Annotated in this window: 7 protein-coding genes; 5 read left to right on the top strand and 2 right to left on the bottom strand. The window is 36.3% G+C overall.

Annotated features, from left to right (window positions below; genetic code table 11):
* Positions 1–6: 6 nt before the first annotated feature.
* Positions 7–810: an NAD(P)-binding domain-containing protein gene (locus tag GWK10_RS12115; RefSeq protein ID WP_164032649.1), complete on the bottom strand. Its 804-nt coding sequence runs from the start codon at positions 808–810 to the stop codon at positions 7–9.
* Positions 811–3,105, bottom strand: coding sequence for a M28 family peptidase (locus GWK10_RS12120; RefSeq protein WP_164032650.1), 2,295 nt, complete (start codon positions 3,103–3,105; stop codon positions 811–813).
* Positions 3,106–3,406: 301 nt separating this feature from the next.
* Between GWK10_RS12120 and GWK10_RS12125 the strand changes: the two genes are divergently transcribed.
* From GWK10_RS12125 to GWK10_RS12145, 5 genes are all read left to right on the top strand, one after another.
* Positions 3,407–4,933: a carboxypeptidase-like regulatory domain-containing protein gene (locus GWK10_RS12125; protein WP_164032651.1), complete on the top strand. Its 1,527-nt coding sequence runs from the start codon at positions 3,407–3,409 to the stop codon at positions 4,931–4,933.
* A gap of 199 nt (positions 4,934–5,132) precedes the next feature.
* Positions 5,133–11,762 (top strand): BspA family leucine-rich repeat surface protein, encoded by a 6,630-nt coding sequence (locus GWK10_RS12130; protein WP_164032652.1) that lies wholly within the window; start codon positions 5,133–5,135, stop codon positions 11,760–11,762.
* Positions 11,763–11,766: 4 nt separating this feature from the next.
* Positions 11,767–12,687 carry a PorP/SprF family type IX secretion system membrane protein gene (locus GWK10_RS12135; RefSeq protein WP_164032653.1) on the top strand — a complete coding sequence of 307 codons (921 nt, stop codon included), beginning with the start codon at positions 11,767–11,769 and terminating at the stop codon, positions 12,685–12,687.
* Between the two features lie 200 nt (positions 12,688–12,887).
* Positions 12,888–16,154, top strand: coding sequence for a S41 family peptidase (locus GWK10_RS12140; protein ID WP_164032654.1), 3,267 nt, complete (start codon positions 12,888–12,890; stop codon positions 16,152–16,154).
* 69 nt (positions 16,155–16,223) lie between these two features.
* On the top strand, positions 16,224–16,904 hold the full coding sequence (locus GWK10_RS12145; protein ID WP_164032655.1) for a uracil-DNA glycosylase family protein: 681 nt from the start codon (positions 16,224–16,226) through the stop codon (positions 16,902–16,904).
* The last annotated feature ends 312 nt before the right edge of the window (positions 16,905–17,216 follow it).

Below are 17,216 nucleotides of genomic sequence, written 5' to 3' on the forward strand. Positions count from 1 at the left end.
AAAGCTTTAAATGGGGCTTTTAAACCTAAAACCTAGTGTTTGAATTTTTTCTGAAGAAATCACCTTATTACTCTTTGTTGTGATTTTCTTATTGAAAAGAGGTAAAGCGAGCTTTCGATCTTTAGCAATCCTATTATAATATGACTCTTTAGGCGGGTGATCAGGATATGAAATATTGAATTCTTCATCCCAAAGGTCATTTTGGATGGTGAATAAAATGCTATCAATACAATCATTTAAATGAACAAGATTAACAGGAGTATTTCCGTTGTCTAAGCCGGTTTTTCCGGATAAAAATTTAATGGGATGTCGATTCGCTCCAATAAGCCCAGAAAAGCGAACAATAGTTATTTGATAGTAATTACTGCTTTTTAGAGTTTTTTCTGCTTTGACAAGTTGTTTTCCACTTTTTGATGTAGGATTTATGACGGATTTTTCAGTAATAACATCAGTAGCGTCCCCGTAAACTGAAGTGCTACTAACAAATAAAACTTTCTTGATAGTAGATGTTTCTATATGCGATTTTAGAAGTTTAATTTTCTTTACAAAGTTAGCTGAAGGATTTTTGCGTAACCCGGGTGGAATATTGATTATTAAAAGCTCGCAATCAGCCAGCATATCATCAATATCTCCTGTTATTTTATCTTCGGAAATAGCAACCCGATAGGGTTGAATGCCGACACTTTTTAGTTCTCCCAATTTCTCTGATGAAGTAGTACTGCCTTTTACTTCGAATCCTTTTTGGACTAGATTTTTAGCTAAAGGAAAGCCCAACCAACCACAGCCAATTATTGCAACTTTGGAAGCCATTTAAAATCGCAATTCCTTTTTCACCACAACGGCATCATTTAATACAAATGGTTTTGGAATCATGTCTTTTGCTCGTTCGGGAACATCGAATAATTCGTTAGTCAGTAAATCAAATGATGATTCATAAAATTGCAAACTAGGTTTTTCGTCTTTTGGAAAACTAAATTCTAGGTTTAATGGTTCTTGATCATTCATGAAAAATGCAAACAATCGACTGCTTCTACGACTTTCGAAAGCAAATTCTTCACTTTCATATAATTTCTTATCAACTCCATTAATATTAAACGAGTTAAAGTTAAACTGTTTATCAGCAAAAAATTCAAATCTGTTTACATACCGTTGCGGAGTGACACATAATGAAACCATTCTCTTTTCACCTATAATAGTATCCTTTGAAATATCGATAATGGGAATTGGTAGTGCTTTGTTTTCAGCTTTCTTACTGTAGGTAAAACCAGTACCATATTTGCTGTACATAATATCTGTACTAGGAGCGGTCTCTGCATTTTCATCTATAAATGGACGTGTCCAATTATCTAATTTAGTATCATAAGTAAGCCAGTTAGCCGCATTGGTATCCGCATCATATACGTACATTAAACTATTTGGTTTTTGACGGGTCTCATCGAATCCTGATTTAAAGTGAGCCGTTACAAAACATGCTAAAGCAACTGCAAACATGATATAAGACACTAATTTCTTTCGATTATAAAAACCCAGAACGGGTAAGGTCAGTCCGAATAACAAAGCGGTAAATGCACTCCCTGTAATCAGCATTTCAAGCCCGAGTCCGACAGGAAACATTTCAATAAAAGGTGTGAACATAATAATTGCTGGCGCACAGACTAAACACATAGCGACAAGACTTGGTTTTTTCTGGCGTATACAAATAAATAACGCAAACAAAGCAAAGTAAACTGGGATTATAAAGAATGCAGCCCCTTTTAGATATAAAGCTAAAGCTATATTAATAATTAACCAAAAACTTATTGGCGCAACCAAATGACTAACGGTTATTTCTGGTTTTGAAAATTTATGATACACTAAAAACGCAATACCAAGCACTAAAAACGCAATAAAGGCGATATACCAATGTCCGTTATAGGTAAAGCCATGTAAAATTTCTTTGTATGAAGGATACATTACTTTTAACAAAGGCCATGTAAAATATCCGATCAAACCACTAAATAGAAATAGGATTAAGAAAGGGATAAAGCCCTTAAATATTTCATTTACTTGCAGTCGTTTACGACGAACACCATACACTAATAACCAACCAAATGCTACTAAACCGATCAAGAGCATAGGATAAACCAGTGTAAACGGATAAGAAATCATGTTGAAAATCGGGAAGTTGAAAAACACATGGTCATTTTCAGATTTAAGATCACTCAAGTCTGCACCTCCAAAGTACTTTAATAGGGGCATAATATAACTACCCTGATGTTCTAACGTATTTCGATCTAAGTTGGCGTAGTTGTCATTGGCCGTATGATAATCGTAGTGATCATCGATAAAGGCAAAATTAAAACCGTCGATATTACCATCATTTTTGAAAACTGTAAGATCGGTATCATTAGGGAGCAATTTATAAATGCTGTATAATAATGAATTTGAAACGGGATACTCAGGATGTGCTTTTTTAAAGCCTTTTATCAGCTTAGAATTTCCACCATTGGTTTCGGCAAACATAAAACTTGGACCACCACTGCCGCGTGCTTCAAAATTCAAAACAAGTCCAACATCTTTTGCCCATGGATGTTGATTTACAAATACATCGGCACCACTTAAACCCAGTTCTTCTCCATCAGTAATGACAATTATAATATCATTTTTTGGCTTGTTATTGGTTAAATATGCACGTATGCCCTCTAAAATTGTGGCAACCCCACTAGCGGCATCACTAGCTCCAACGGCCGAATGGGGATTGCTATCATAATGCGATAAAAGTAATAGTGCTTTAGAATTTTCAGTCCCCTTTATACGAGCAATGACATTTTTTACCTTTGTCATATTATTCCACTGCGTCAAGGAATATCCTTCTTGCACTTCGGCTTTTAAACCGATTTTTTCAAGCTCTGTAATAATGTATTCTCGCACTTTGGTGTGTGCTTTCGTACCGCCGTAATGGGGTTCTTCTGCGATTTGTGAGATTTGAATGAGCGCTCGTTCTGTAGAAAACTGTTCGAGAGGAGCATCGCTTTTGGAGAAATCATTAGGCATAATACTTTTGAAACTGTAGTATACCAATGCGGCAATCAATAAGAACGATACCTTATGAGAAAAATTCTTCATTTAGTTTGTGGTTGGAATGTCTAATGAAATAGCATTAAGGGGTAGTTGCCTATTCATGAATAAAAATACGGCATTTTTTAAAAATATTCGTTGAGCGAATCAATTCATAAATCAAGGGGCTTAAATAATAATTTTATTTAAGTAATAGCCGTTACTTTTTTGCTACTAGTTCGTCTTATTTAAAAATTGGCATCATTCATGGTGGTAAGGTTAAAAAATTAATAAAACATACTTAACGAATTCTAAATACATCGCAAAGATTGCCGTGATATGTATTTATTCGCATTTATAAATTAAAACTATGCAACTAAAAATTACACAACTTTTCATTTTTATCTTTTTAACCGCTCCGATACTACTACAATCGCAAGTTATTAGCTCGAAAGTAATTGATGCTAAAACCAACGAGGCTTTACCTTTTGTAAATGTGTTCTTGGCAAGTAAGAAAGGCGTTATTACCAATGCTGAAGGAAAATTCACTTTTCAATTACCTAAAAACACTAAGCCGGCTGATTCATTGTTTATTTCATTTATAGGCTATGAACAGTTGGGTAAACCATTGCAGGAATTTACTGAGGACGTTATTCTGTTAAATCCTAAGGCAATCGAGTTGAATACGGTAATTGTAACTAATAAAAATCTATCAGCTGAAGAAGTTATTGAAAAGGTTGAAGAAAATATTCAAACTAATTACAATTTCAACTTTACTAAGAAGAAGATCTTTTTTCGAGAGTCGAACCACCAGAATTTTGTAAAGACTGATTATGAGTTTAAAAAGTCGACTATCGATGAATTAAATGAGCCATTTCTGGATAGCGTCCTGAATACACTTCCTAAAAAATACGATTATTATTCAGAAATATTATGCGATTTGTATGGGGATTATTCTAAGGAAAATCAGAAGATTCACATGATCAAAGCTTCTGAATTGTATGACAAAACCAACGAAATTGGAATGACTGCTCTAGAGGATAAGTTTAACGACATTATCAAAAAGAATGTAAAGCCAAATTCGTATTTCAAGATTAAGTCTGGCTTATTTGGGCAAAAGGTTGATATGGAAGATTTTGTTGGTGAGGAAGAGAAAGATTCAACACAGGTAGCTGCCGCAAAAGAGGAGATTGAAAAACAGAAAAAACGAGAAGCGGAGCGAAAAAAGAACTTTGCTAAATGGCGTAAAAACACTCTGGCAGCAGTTTTAGAATCGTTATTCTTTAATGAAGACAGTAACCGCAATTTCATCAGAAAATCAAACCGATACGAATTTACTCATGTTGATTTTACCTATTTAGGGGAGGCTGCTGTATATGTTATAGATTTTGTTCCTAAACGAAAAGAAGAATATAAAGGTCGTATATATGTAAATGCGGATGATTTCGCAATCGTGCGCCTAGATTATGTCAATGTTAAGCCACTTAAAAGTTTCAGTTTATTCGGTATTTCTTTCAAGCAATATGAAAGTACTGGCACCTTATTTTTTGAGAAAAATGAATTGAATAAATACGATCTTAAATACTTAGAAAAAACGAATGCTTCTCGATTTGGAATAAGACGCCCCCTCAAAATCATTGAAAAAAATAAACATGTAAAAGGACGTCGTAAACAAAATGAATTATATGTAAAACTTGATATGGCGACAACAGCAGCTAACAAGTATGAAATCGTAGTTTTTGATGTTGATGCGAGTGATAAAAGTAGGTTTGAAGCTTTTAAAGAAGATAATAAAATATCGGCTGTGTACTTGCCAGCCTACGACCCTGAATTTTGGAAAGGATATAATATTATAGAACCTAATCAGGCAATTAAGGAGTTTAAGGCTGCGGAGTAGATTTTAAATAAAATTTTTTTTGAGAACCCATTTGTCATTTTGATAGATGGGTTTTTCCATTTTATCAATTTCTATTTCACGGTTTTCAGGGATTAATTTGTACACTTTATCTGTGATTTTTGTATTGGACAATAAAAGTTTTGCATAATCATATGCTAATCAATATGTTTATGCAGATTTTGTTCCCAAAACAAACTACATGAAAACTAACCTATTACGTTTGGCGTTTGCCTTATGCGCGCTACTTTTTTATTCAACTAGCTATGGGCAGGGTTTTTCTGCTGTTTGGAATACTTCTCAACCGGGATCTTCAGCAGGGAATGAGATTACTATACCTACCAATTCGGCTTTTACTTATAACTTTTCTATAGATTGGGGAGATGGAAGTACTGATGTCAACGTCACTGGAAATATAACACATGCGTATACAGCGGCTGGGATTTACACCGTAGAAATTACAGGAGATTTTCCGGCAATTTATTTCAATAATACTGGAGACAGACAAAAAATCATTGAGATTTTGTCGTGGGGTAATATCGAATGGGAGAGTATGGAAAATGCCTTCTTTGGATGTGAGAATTTAAATTTTGATGCTATAGATAATCCCGATTTGTCAAGAGTAACTAGCTTGAAAAATATGTTTCGGAATGCATCATCCTTTAATGGGATTGTGAATAGTTGGAATATTGGAAGCATTACAGATATTTCTGGCATCTTTTTCGATGCAGATATTTTTAACCGCCCTCTTGATAATTGGAATACCATTTCCGTGACCGATATGTCAGACGTTTTTAACGGAGCTGGATTATTTAATGAGCCTTTAGATAGTTGGAATACAACATCAGTAACTACAATGGCAAGAATGTTTCGTAGAGCTTCAAGTTTTAATCAAAACATTAGTAATTGGAATACTGCAAACGTTACCGATATGTCGGGAATGTTCCAGTCAGCAAATAGCTTTGTTTTTTCAGTAGATGGCTGGAATGTAAGTAGTGTTTTAGATATGTCAAGAATGTTTGAGTCTTCACCTTACAATTCTCCCTTAATTAGCTGGGATGTAAGCAATGTCACGAATATGTCTTCAATGTTCGCTGGAAACAGTTTGTTTAATCAATCTATAGATGGATGGGATGTCTCTTCTGTGACTGATATGTCTAGTATGTTTTATCGGGCTACCACATTCAATCAACCACTTAATAATTGGAATGTAAGTAATGTGACCAACATGTCAAGCATGTTTGATGGTTTTATTCTTGATATGGATTTTAATCAACCATTAACAACATGGAATGTCAGTAATGTGACTGATATGAGTTTTATGTTTAGAGATGCGGCGAACTTTGATCAACCAATTGATAATTGGAATGTTTCTTCGGTCACAGCAATGAATTCTATGTTTCAAGGAGCTAGTGTTTTTAATCAGCCTTTAAACAATTGGGACGTTCAAAATGTGACCGATATGAACAACATGTTTAGAGATGCACTTGCTTTTAACCAATCTTTAGATAACTGGAACGTATCTACTGTTACATCAATGGCTTCCATGTTTGAAGGTGCTACTGCATTTAATCAACCATTAAATAGTTGGGATGTAAGTAGCGTAACCAACATGTTAAGGATGTTTATAAATACAGCATCATTTAATCAACCTTTAAATAGTTGGAATGTTGGTCAAGTAGAAAATATGCTTGAGATGTTTTTAAATGCGGATGTTTTTGATCAAAACTTAGCCAACTGGAATATTAGCAATGTAACGGATATGTCCAATATGCTCAGTAATTCTGCATTGTCAGAAACTAATTATGACAATACTCTTATTGGATGGGCAGCACAGACAGTTTCGGATGGAGTGAGTTTAGGAGCAAATGGATTAACATATTGTGATGGTCGAGATGGACGTCAGCAGCTTATTGATACATCTAATTGGAATATTACAGGAGATACTATTAATTGTAGTTTTGTAGTATGTACGGAAATACTTTCACCAAGAGATGGGGACACTAGTGTTCCTTCAAATTTTAATCTACGTTGGGCTCCAGCACCTAGTGCTACAGGCTACCGAGTAAGTGTACGCAGGGAAAATGGAGCTACTGTAGAAGTTATTTTAGATAATGATGATGTAGGGGATGTTGTAGCCATTGATTTTACCAATGATTTTACTCCGGGTGATACCGTATATGTCCAGGTGATTCCTTATAATGATGAGGGACCAGCTACTGGTTGTGTAGAGGAAAGTTTTACCATCGTCGAAAGTTGGAATAATAGTCCAGATGCCTTTAAGCTTACATTTGATACTAGTATTACAAGTACAAGTTCCACTTTGGCAAATCAATTGCGTATTGAAACCAATAATGGATTTACATATAATTTTTCCATTGACTGGGGTGATGGCGAATACAACAATAATGTTTCTGGAGAAATTACCCATACATACCTAGTTCCTGGTATTTATACGATATCAATTATTGGGACTTATCCTACGCATTATTATAGCAGCCCTAATAGAGATAATATTAAATTATTAACGATTGACCAATGGGGAACTATTGCTTGGGAGTCCATGCAGTCATCTTTTTATTCTTGCAGGAGTTTTACTGGATATATTGCTACTGACACTCCTGATCTCTCAGGAGTTACTGATATGTCAAGAATGTTTGAGTCTTCGAACTTCAATGGTAATATTAATAATTGGGATGTAAGTAATGTAACCAATATGTCCCGAACGTTTATTGGGATGTCTGACTTTAATCAGCCTTTAAATGATTGGAATGTAAGTAATGTAACCACAATGAGAGATATGTTTCTCGGCACCCCACTTTTTAATCAACCGCTAGATAATTGGAATGTTAGTAGTGTTACTGATATGGCGCGAATGTTCGATGGATTCAACATTGATATGGCTTTTAACCAGTCGCTTAATACGTGGAATGTTAGCAACGTTACCAACATGACTACGATGTTCCGAAAGTGTGTTGATTTTGATCAACCACTAAATAACTGGGATGTAAGCAATGTAAGCTCAATGCAAGGGATGTTTCAAGAAGCAAGAGCATTTAATCAGAATATTGATAGTTGGATTGTTACAAGTGCCTTAAATATGGCTGACATGTTTTTTAGAGCAAATGCGTTTAACCAACCACTCAATAGCTGGAATGTTTCCTCGGTGCAAAACATGGCAAATATGTTTGATGAGGCGACCGTATTTAATCAACCATTGTCCAATTGGGACGTTTCTTCCGTGAACATGATGTCCGGAATGTTTCAGAGAGCATTTGCATTTGATCAGGATTTAAACACTTGGGATGTTGCGTTTGTGACTAACATGTCTAATATGTTTGATAGTGCTTCGATGTACAATCAACCCATGGATAATTGGAGTGTATCTAGAGTAACCGATATGAACTCAATGTTTAATAATGCTATATCCTTTAATCAGCCTTTAAATAGTTGGGATGTTAATTCAGTGGTCAATATGAGTTCGATGTTTGAAGGTGCAATTTTGTTCAATCAACCATTAGATAACTGGGATGTTAGTGCAGTAGCAAATATGTCTTCTATGTTTAAAAATGCGCAGGTTTTTGATCAAGATATTTCAAGTTGGGATGTGAGTTCCGTAACACTTATGAATTCAATGTTCGAAGAGGCAATCGCATTTAATAGTCCGATGAATACTTGGGATGTTGCATCGGTTACCAGAATGGATTTAATGTTCAAAAATGCTACCACTTTCGACAATCCATTACAAAATTGGGATACTGGAGAGGTTTTAACTATGGAAGAAATGTTCAGTGGTGCTTCTAGCTTTAATCAACTTATAGATGCATGGGATGTTTCCTTTGTTACTACGATGTTGGCAATGTTTCAAAATGCCACATCCTATAACCAGACTATGAATAGTTGGAATGTTGCATCGGTTAGAACTATGGAAAGAATGTTTAGCGGTGCTACCTCTTTTAATGGCGAAATCGATTCTTGGAACGTTAGGGGCGTACTAACAATGCAAGAAATGTTTGATGGAGCATCATTATTTAATCAAACAATTAATAGCTGGCGTGTTAGAGGTGTTGAAAATATGAGTAGTATGTTTAGAAATGCTGTTACTTTTAATCAATCACTAGATCGTTGGGATTTAGGATTAGTAACAATGCAGTCGATGTTTACTGATGCCTCTGTTTTTGATCAATATTTAGGAGACTGGGATGTAAGTAATGTTTCTAATATGACAAATATGTTGGATAACACTGCTCTAACAAGAACAAACTATGATAACACTTTAATTGCGTGGTCTGATCAAACATTAACAAGCGGAATTACGCTTGGCGCTTTAGGCCTTCCTTATTGCGATGCTTTAGAAGAGCGACAATCGATTATTGACAATTTTGGATGGAATATAGTAGGAGATATTTTAGATTGTCCAATTCCAGAATGCACCCAGCTAGCTTCGCCACTTAATGGAGCTATTGATATTCCAGTAAACACAAATTTAACTTGGGATCCGGCTCTTTTTGCAAGAGGATATCGCTTAACAGTTCGCGTTGACCCTGGTAATATCACACTAGTTAATAACGTAACTGTAAACGATACTTTTTATGAATTTGCAAGTGATTTTTCTGGAGGAGAAACGGTGTATGTAACCTTAATTCCATTCAATGATGAAGGAGATGCAGTCGGACCCTGTATTGAAGAAAGTTTCATTATAACAACCAATGCAACACCCCAATTACCTGAATGTACAAACTTAACTACACCAATTAATAACGCTAATGATGTTGTTGTTAATACTGACCTGGAATGGAACCCAGTATCTAATGCTGATGGTTATAGATTAAATGTAACAGATACATCCAATGGTAGTGTCATAGTAAACAATATAGACGTTAATAATGATCTTAGTTTTGAGTTTTCTAATGATCTTGATGAAGACACGACATATGAAGTCATAATCACACCATATAATGCTGAAGGAGATGCTATAAGTTGTAGTACAGAAGAGTTCACTACTCAAATTATACCACGACCTCCTACCTGTACTGCTTTAATAAGCCCATTAAACGGTGCAACCGACGTTGATGTTTCGACAAACTTAACTTGGACACCTATAGCGGATGCCACTGGATACCTCGTAATTGTTGGAATTACTAGAGATGGAATTGAAGTCGCTAACAATATTGATGTTGGATTGGATACTTTTTATAATTTTGGAGATGTACTTCGAGAGAATACTACACATTATGTTACAATTATCCCATATAATGAGGAGGGAGATGCCACTGCCTGTATAGAAGAAAGCTTTAGGACAGCAGCGATTCCAACTGTCCCTGGATGTACTAATTTAACAAGTCCACTTGCCGATGCTACTGATGTAGCTGTTGATACCAATTTAGCATGGTCACCGGTAATGGATGCAACAGGATACCGAATTACAGTTGTAAATACGAATACTTCAAATACAATTGTAGATAACGAAGATGTAACCACAAGTACAACTTATGATTTCGCATCTGATTTGGATGAGGATACTATTTATGAAGTAACAATTACTCCTTATAATGCAGTAGGAGATGCGATGAATTGTACAACGGAACAGTTCACAACAGAAATAGTAAATGTGCCAACGGTACCTGGATGTACTAATTTAACAAGTCCACTTGCCGATGCTACTAATGTAGTTGTAGATACCAATTTAGCATGGTCACCGGTAACGGATGCAACAGGATACCGAGTTACAGTTGCTAATACCAACACAACTACTACAATTGTAGATAACGAAGACGTAAATGCAAATACTAGCTATAATTTTGCATTCGATTTGGATGAGGATACTGTTTATTCAGTAACGATTACTCCATATAATGCTGTTGGTGATGCGATGAATTGTACAGCGGAACAGTTCACAACAGAAATAGTAAATGTGCCAACGGTACCTGTCTGTACGAACTTAACAAGCCCACTTGCCAATGCTACTGGTGTAGCTTTAGATACCAATTTAGCATGGTCAGCAGTATCGAATGCAACGGGATACCGAATTACAGTTGTAAATACGAATACTACAAATACAATTATAGATAACGAAGATGTAACTACAAGTACAACTTATGATTTCGCATCTGATTTGGATGAGGATACTATATATGAAGTAACGATTACTCCATATAACGCGGTAGGAGACGCCATTAGTTGTGCGACGGAGCAGTTCACAACAGCAGTAATAAATGTTCCTGCTGTACCAGATTGTACACAATTAATATCACCAGAGGATCAAGATACAGATGTTGCTATAACAACAAATTTAGAATGGGATGAAGTTGCCACTGCTACTGGTTATCAAGTTTTTGTAGGAACAAGTACAGGAGGTAGTGATATTGTTAATGCAGATGAAGTAACAACTACGAACTACAATTTTTCAAACGACCTAACCGAAGGGATTACTTATTTTGTTAGAATTATTCCATTTAATGATACTGGAAATGCTGCAGGATGTGCTGAAGTTTCATTTACTACGATATTAACCGAAGAAGTTAATGAGGACTTTCTACCTGATATAAAATTTGGATTATCGCCCGACGGAGATGGAATTAATGAGTTTTGGAATATTGATGGAATTGAAGAATACCCAAATAATACGGTCGAGATTTATAACCGATGGAATGACTTGGTTTTTCAGATAAATAATTATGACAATGGAAGGAATGTATTTAGAGGTGTTGCCAATAAAGCAACTTCTTTAGGTGCAGGAGACCTTCCTGAAGGAACCTATTTCTTCAATATTATTGTAAATGAAGGCAGTGCTACACAAACAAAAACTGGATTTGTAGTCCTAAAACGATAAGACAATGAAGAAGCTACAGCTATATATCACGATCTTATTTGTAATGGGATTGCATACGATCAAGGCACAACAGACACCTAGTTTTACTGATTATAATTACAATCCATTTATTATAAATTCCGCCTATGCGGGAACTCATGATGAAGCGGAAGCAGTACTGAGTAACTCAGGGTTTAATAATCAACTTGATGGTGCGCCAAAGAACTTTAATCTAACCTTTAATACAGCACTTAGCGAAGGTAAAATGGGCTTAGGAGCCATTATTATGAATGATCAAATTGGAGTAACCAATGCCACACAAGCTTCAATAGCCTATTCATATAAGTTGTTTTTTGACTTTAAAAGTAATCGCCCTTATTGGCAATTATATGACAGAACAGTACTTTCTTTTGGAGTAACAGCTGGGGTATTGCAGTATGAAGAGAATCTCTTGGAGTTAGGCATTCAAAACGATCCTAACTTTGCAGAGAATATTAATAGCACTTTACCAACAGCTGGTTTAAGCGTATTGTTTGGTCATGGTAACTTTTTTGTGGGGGTATCAGCACCCAATGTTTTGGGAGATCGACTGTCGAATCAAAATAACTTAAATCTATCTAGACCTATTTATGGGTATACTGGCTATCATTTTGTGACCAATAAATACAATCCCAGCTTCATCATCAAACCCAGTTTGCTATTCAAATATGAAAGCGGAGCTCCTTTTCAAGTAGACACCAATTTGAGTATCCGGTACAAAAATAATTTTGAGGCAGGAGTAGGCTTCCGCACCAGTAGTTCCTTTAATATAGCAGCAGGCTTATATTTATTTAAAAACATAAGGGCGATGTACAATTATACGCAAGGTACTGGTAATTCGCCACTAGGTAGTACTCATGGCATTTTGTTAAGTTTTAGAGCGGGTAGAGGATATCAACAGATTTAAAATTTCGAATTACCTTTAAATAATAGCACCCGGTCTATTTGAAACCAATTTTTGGTAAGACTTTAAGAAATATATTGATTAATTTCATAAGCTATTAACCACACTATTTGTTACTCAGATTTATACATTAGAAAAATTAAGGAAAAAGACCCATTTTTATTGGGTAAATTTGAGTTAGAAATGGTGTTAACCCACCAAAAATGAAACAGCTTATCACTGGTTTGCTGTGTTTGTCTTTTGCTATATCTTCAGCGCAAGGCACACAGTTACTGCGTCAACCCACAATTTCAAAAACACATATTGTATTTGTCTATGCCAATGATCTTTGGAAAGTTCCAATTTCCGGAGGTGATGCGGTACGGTTAACTACCGATGATGGATACGAACAAGGACCACAATTTTCAAAAGATGGAAAATGGGTTGCTTTTACTGGAGAATACGACGGGAATTCCGACGTCTATATTATTCCTATTGAAGGGGGCACTCCAAAACGACTGACATGGCATCCGGGTGGTGATTTCGTTCAGGGTTGGACTCCAGAAGGGGAGGTGTTATTCCGATCAGGTAGAGAGGCTCGACCAACACAGACAAATAAATTTTATAAGGTTTCTACTCAAGGAGACTTACCGGTTTCATTAGATATCCCTAGAGCTGCCTATGGCGAGATTTCTCCTAACGGATCCCACATTGCCTATACACCTATTACTTCATGGGATGCTGAGTGGCGAAATTATCGAGGCGGGCAGGCAATGCCAATTTGGATAGTCGATATGAAAACCAAGGAACTAGTGCGTACGCCACAAAAAGATCAGGAACGTCATTTGTATCCTGTTTGGTTAAATGACGAGGTTTATTATTTATCAGAAAGGGATTATGCGAGTAATATTTGGTCCTACAACCCCAAAACAAAAGAAGAAAAACAACATACATTTCATAAAGACTTCGATGTCAAAAATCTTGATTCAAGTAGCGATAGAATTGTTTATGAACAAGGAGGATATTTGCATGTAATGAATCCATCTTCTGGCGATTCAAAACAATTGGTCATTAATGTAAAAGGAGATCTTAATTTTTCGCGCACTAGATGGGAAAATGTATCTGCTAGAAGTTTAACAAATCCTAATATTTCACCATCAGGAAAACGAGCCATTTTTGAACATAGGGGCGAGATTTTTACTATTCCAAAAGAGAATGGTACCTGGAGAAATTTAACTAATAGTTCTGGGGTTGCCGATCGTTATCCCATCTGGTCACCTAAGGGAAATCAGATAGCCTGGTTTTCTGACAAGTCTGGAGAGTATCAATTAGTGGTAGCTGATCAACAAGGAAGCGTGCAAAAGGAAATCAAACTGCCTGCGAATACATTTTATTTCACACCAGACTGGTCTCCTGACGGAAAACATATTGCATACACTGATACAGATTACAATATCTGGATTACCACAATAGCTACAGGAAAGTCAATAAAAGTAGCGACAGATCGTTACGCGCATCCTAACCGTACCATGAATCCTGTATGGTCACCCGATAGCCAGTGGGTTGCGTATACTAGACAATTAGACAGCCATTTTAAAGCCATTTTCGCTTATAATACAAAAACAAAACAAACCGTCCAATTAACCGATGGAATGGCGGACGCTGTTAGTCCGGCGTGGGACGAAAAAGGAAAATATTTATACTTTTTGGCAAGTACAGACTACGGACTGAATTCAGGTTGGCTAGATATGAGTTCGTATGATCCAGCCATCAATAGAAGTTTGTATTGTGTGGTATTATCAAAAAAATATAAGGCACCTAATCTTCCTAAAAGTGATGAGGAAGATGTGAAAAAAGAGGTTGCTGATTCAAAGCCAAGTAAAAAGAGTAAAAGTAAAAAGAAGGATGATGAAAAAGCGAAAGAGCCAAGTTTAAACATTACCATCGATAGCGACGGAATAGCGCAGCGAATAATCCCGTTGAAATTGGATGCTAGAAATTATGTTGGCCTTTCAGCGGGTACAGAAAAGAAAGTATTTATTTGGGAGGCAATACCAAATGAATTCACTCTAAAAATGTATAGCTATGATGTCGAGAAAATGAAAGCGGAAGACTACGCTTCAGGTATCAGTAATGCAGTTATATCTTCAGACCGAAAAAGTGCACTGCTTCAGCAAAATGGTTCTTGGGTTATTACAAGTACTGCAAGTGCTCCAAAACCAGGAAAAGGAAAATTAAAAATGGATGTTCGGATCAAGATTGATCCGAAAGCCGAGTACCACCAGATATTTAAGGAAGGATGGCGCTATATGCGAGACTTTTTGTATGTCGACAATGTACATGGTGCCCCCTGGGACGAGGTGTACAAATGGTATGCTCCTTGGATCGATCATGTACGTCACCGGACCGATCTTAATTATGTAGTAGATATCATGAGTGGAGAAGTAGCCATAGGACATTCGTATGTTTTTGGAGGTGATGCGCCAGACATTGATCGAGTACAAGTTGGACTATTGGGTTGTGATTTTATCGAAGAAAACGGATACTACAAAATTTCAAAAATTTACACTGGCGAAAGTTGGAATCCCGATATCAGTAAGCCGTTATCAATGCCGGGTAATGATGTAAAAGAAGGAGATTATATATTAAGCATTAATGGGACTGATTTAAAAGCACCAACGAATCCTTATAGTTTATTGGAGCAAACAGCAGGAAGAACCATTAAAATTAAGGTGAATAGCTCTCCAGATTTAAAAAGTGCTCGAGATATAATGCTTATTCCTTTGAGTACAGAGCGCGCTAGAAGAACTTATGATTGGATAGAGGCAAATAGAAAAAAAGTCGATGAGTTATCAGGCGGAAAACTAGCCTATGTCTATGTGCCTAATACCGGTGGAGGCGGATTCACATCATTTAACCGTTACTATTTCTCACAACAAGATAAAAAAGGGGTGATTATTGATGAACGTAACAATGGTGGAGGTTCTGCAGCCGATTATATGATCGATATAATGAATCGCAAGCTGTTTGGTTACTTCAATAGTAAAGCTAATGATAACCGACCATGGACTACACCAATGGCGGGAATTTGGGGCCCGAAAGTGATGTTGATTAATGAACGAGCAGGTTCTGGGGGCGATTTATTACCCTATATGTTTAAAGAAGCGAAAATCGGACCCTTAGTTGGTACACGAACTTGGGGCGGACTAGTTGGAACCTGGGATACACCGCCATTTATTGACGGCGGCCGTATGGTAGCTCCGCGTGGAGGATTTTTTGACGCTGATGGAAAATGGGCTGTAGAAGGAGATGGCGTTGCGCCCGATATTGAAGTAATCCAAGATCCAAAGCAGGTATTGGAGGGTAGAGATCCTCAATTAGAAAGAGGAGTGCAAGAGGCATTGCGATTATTGAAAAAAGAAGAATTTCAGCTAAAACCTGAACCGGCAGCACCAATTCGTTGGAAACGCCCAGCAGGATTTAAGAAATAGCACTATAAACCACAAGCTACACCCTTCTAAGCATCAAGCGCAGGAGGGCTTGTAGGTTTGTATTAGCATATGACTTTCTCCGATCAAATATTAAGCTTCCTAAAAGAACTTGATTTCAATAAGAAACTCCCAAAGGGAATCAAGATTCTGAATCCATTTCAGGGCGAAAAGGTGATGCAATTGGTTGAGCAGTTTTATCAGAAATATTATGCTGATGTTAATCAGCGAAAACTTATTTTAGGAATTAATCCAGGAAGGTTAGGAGCAGGTGCCACAGGAATTCCGTTTACCGACCCAAAGCGACTTCGTGATGTTTGTGAAATTCAAACTGATATTCAACTGCATGAGCCATCATCAGTATTTATTTATGAAGTGATCGAAGCTTTTGGCGGACCTGAAAAGTTTTATGATGAGGTATATATTTCTTCAGTATGCCCACTTGGTTTTGTCATTGAGGATGATAAAGGACGCATTAAAAACTACAATTACTATGATAGTGCGAAACTCAGTCAGATTGTTACTCCGTTCATTCTAAAATCCCTTAAAAAACAACTCGATTTCGGAATAGATCGTGATCAGGTTTTCTGTTTAGGAACTGGAAAGAACTTTAAGTTTTTAAATGACTTTAATAAGAAACATAGATTTTTTAAAGAAGTGATTCCTCTGGAGCATCCTAGATATGTAATGCAATACAAATCCAAAAGTAAGCAGCATTACATTGACAAATACTTTCGGGCTATTAAGTATTAAACCAGTTATAAACGATCAATTTATAGAGTAATGTTCCTTGATATTAATGAGGTTTTTAACAATGGTAATTAACTCAAACGATATTATTGTTTGCGCTTTTTTACTAAATGATTCGATTTTATGTGAATATAGCGTCGTTTCTCCCTTTTTGATACTTACATAATAACTATCTGAACCCGAATCTAACTTTAGTGTACTTACCAATGCGGTATTAGTCTGAAACCAATAACACAGACTACTGATTTGATTCAGAAGTGCCATATTCTTTTCCATTATCTAAACCTTTTGAGAAATAAAGTGACAGGTACAATA

Origin of the sequence: Spongiivirga citrea, assembly GCF_010671565.1 — a bacterium.
Classification (GTDB): Bacteria; Bacteroidota; Bacteroidia; order Flavobacteriales; family Flavobacteriaceae; genus Spongiivirga; species Spongiivirga citrea.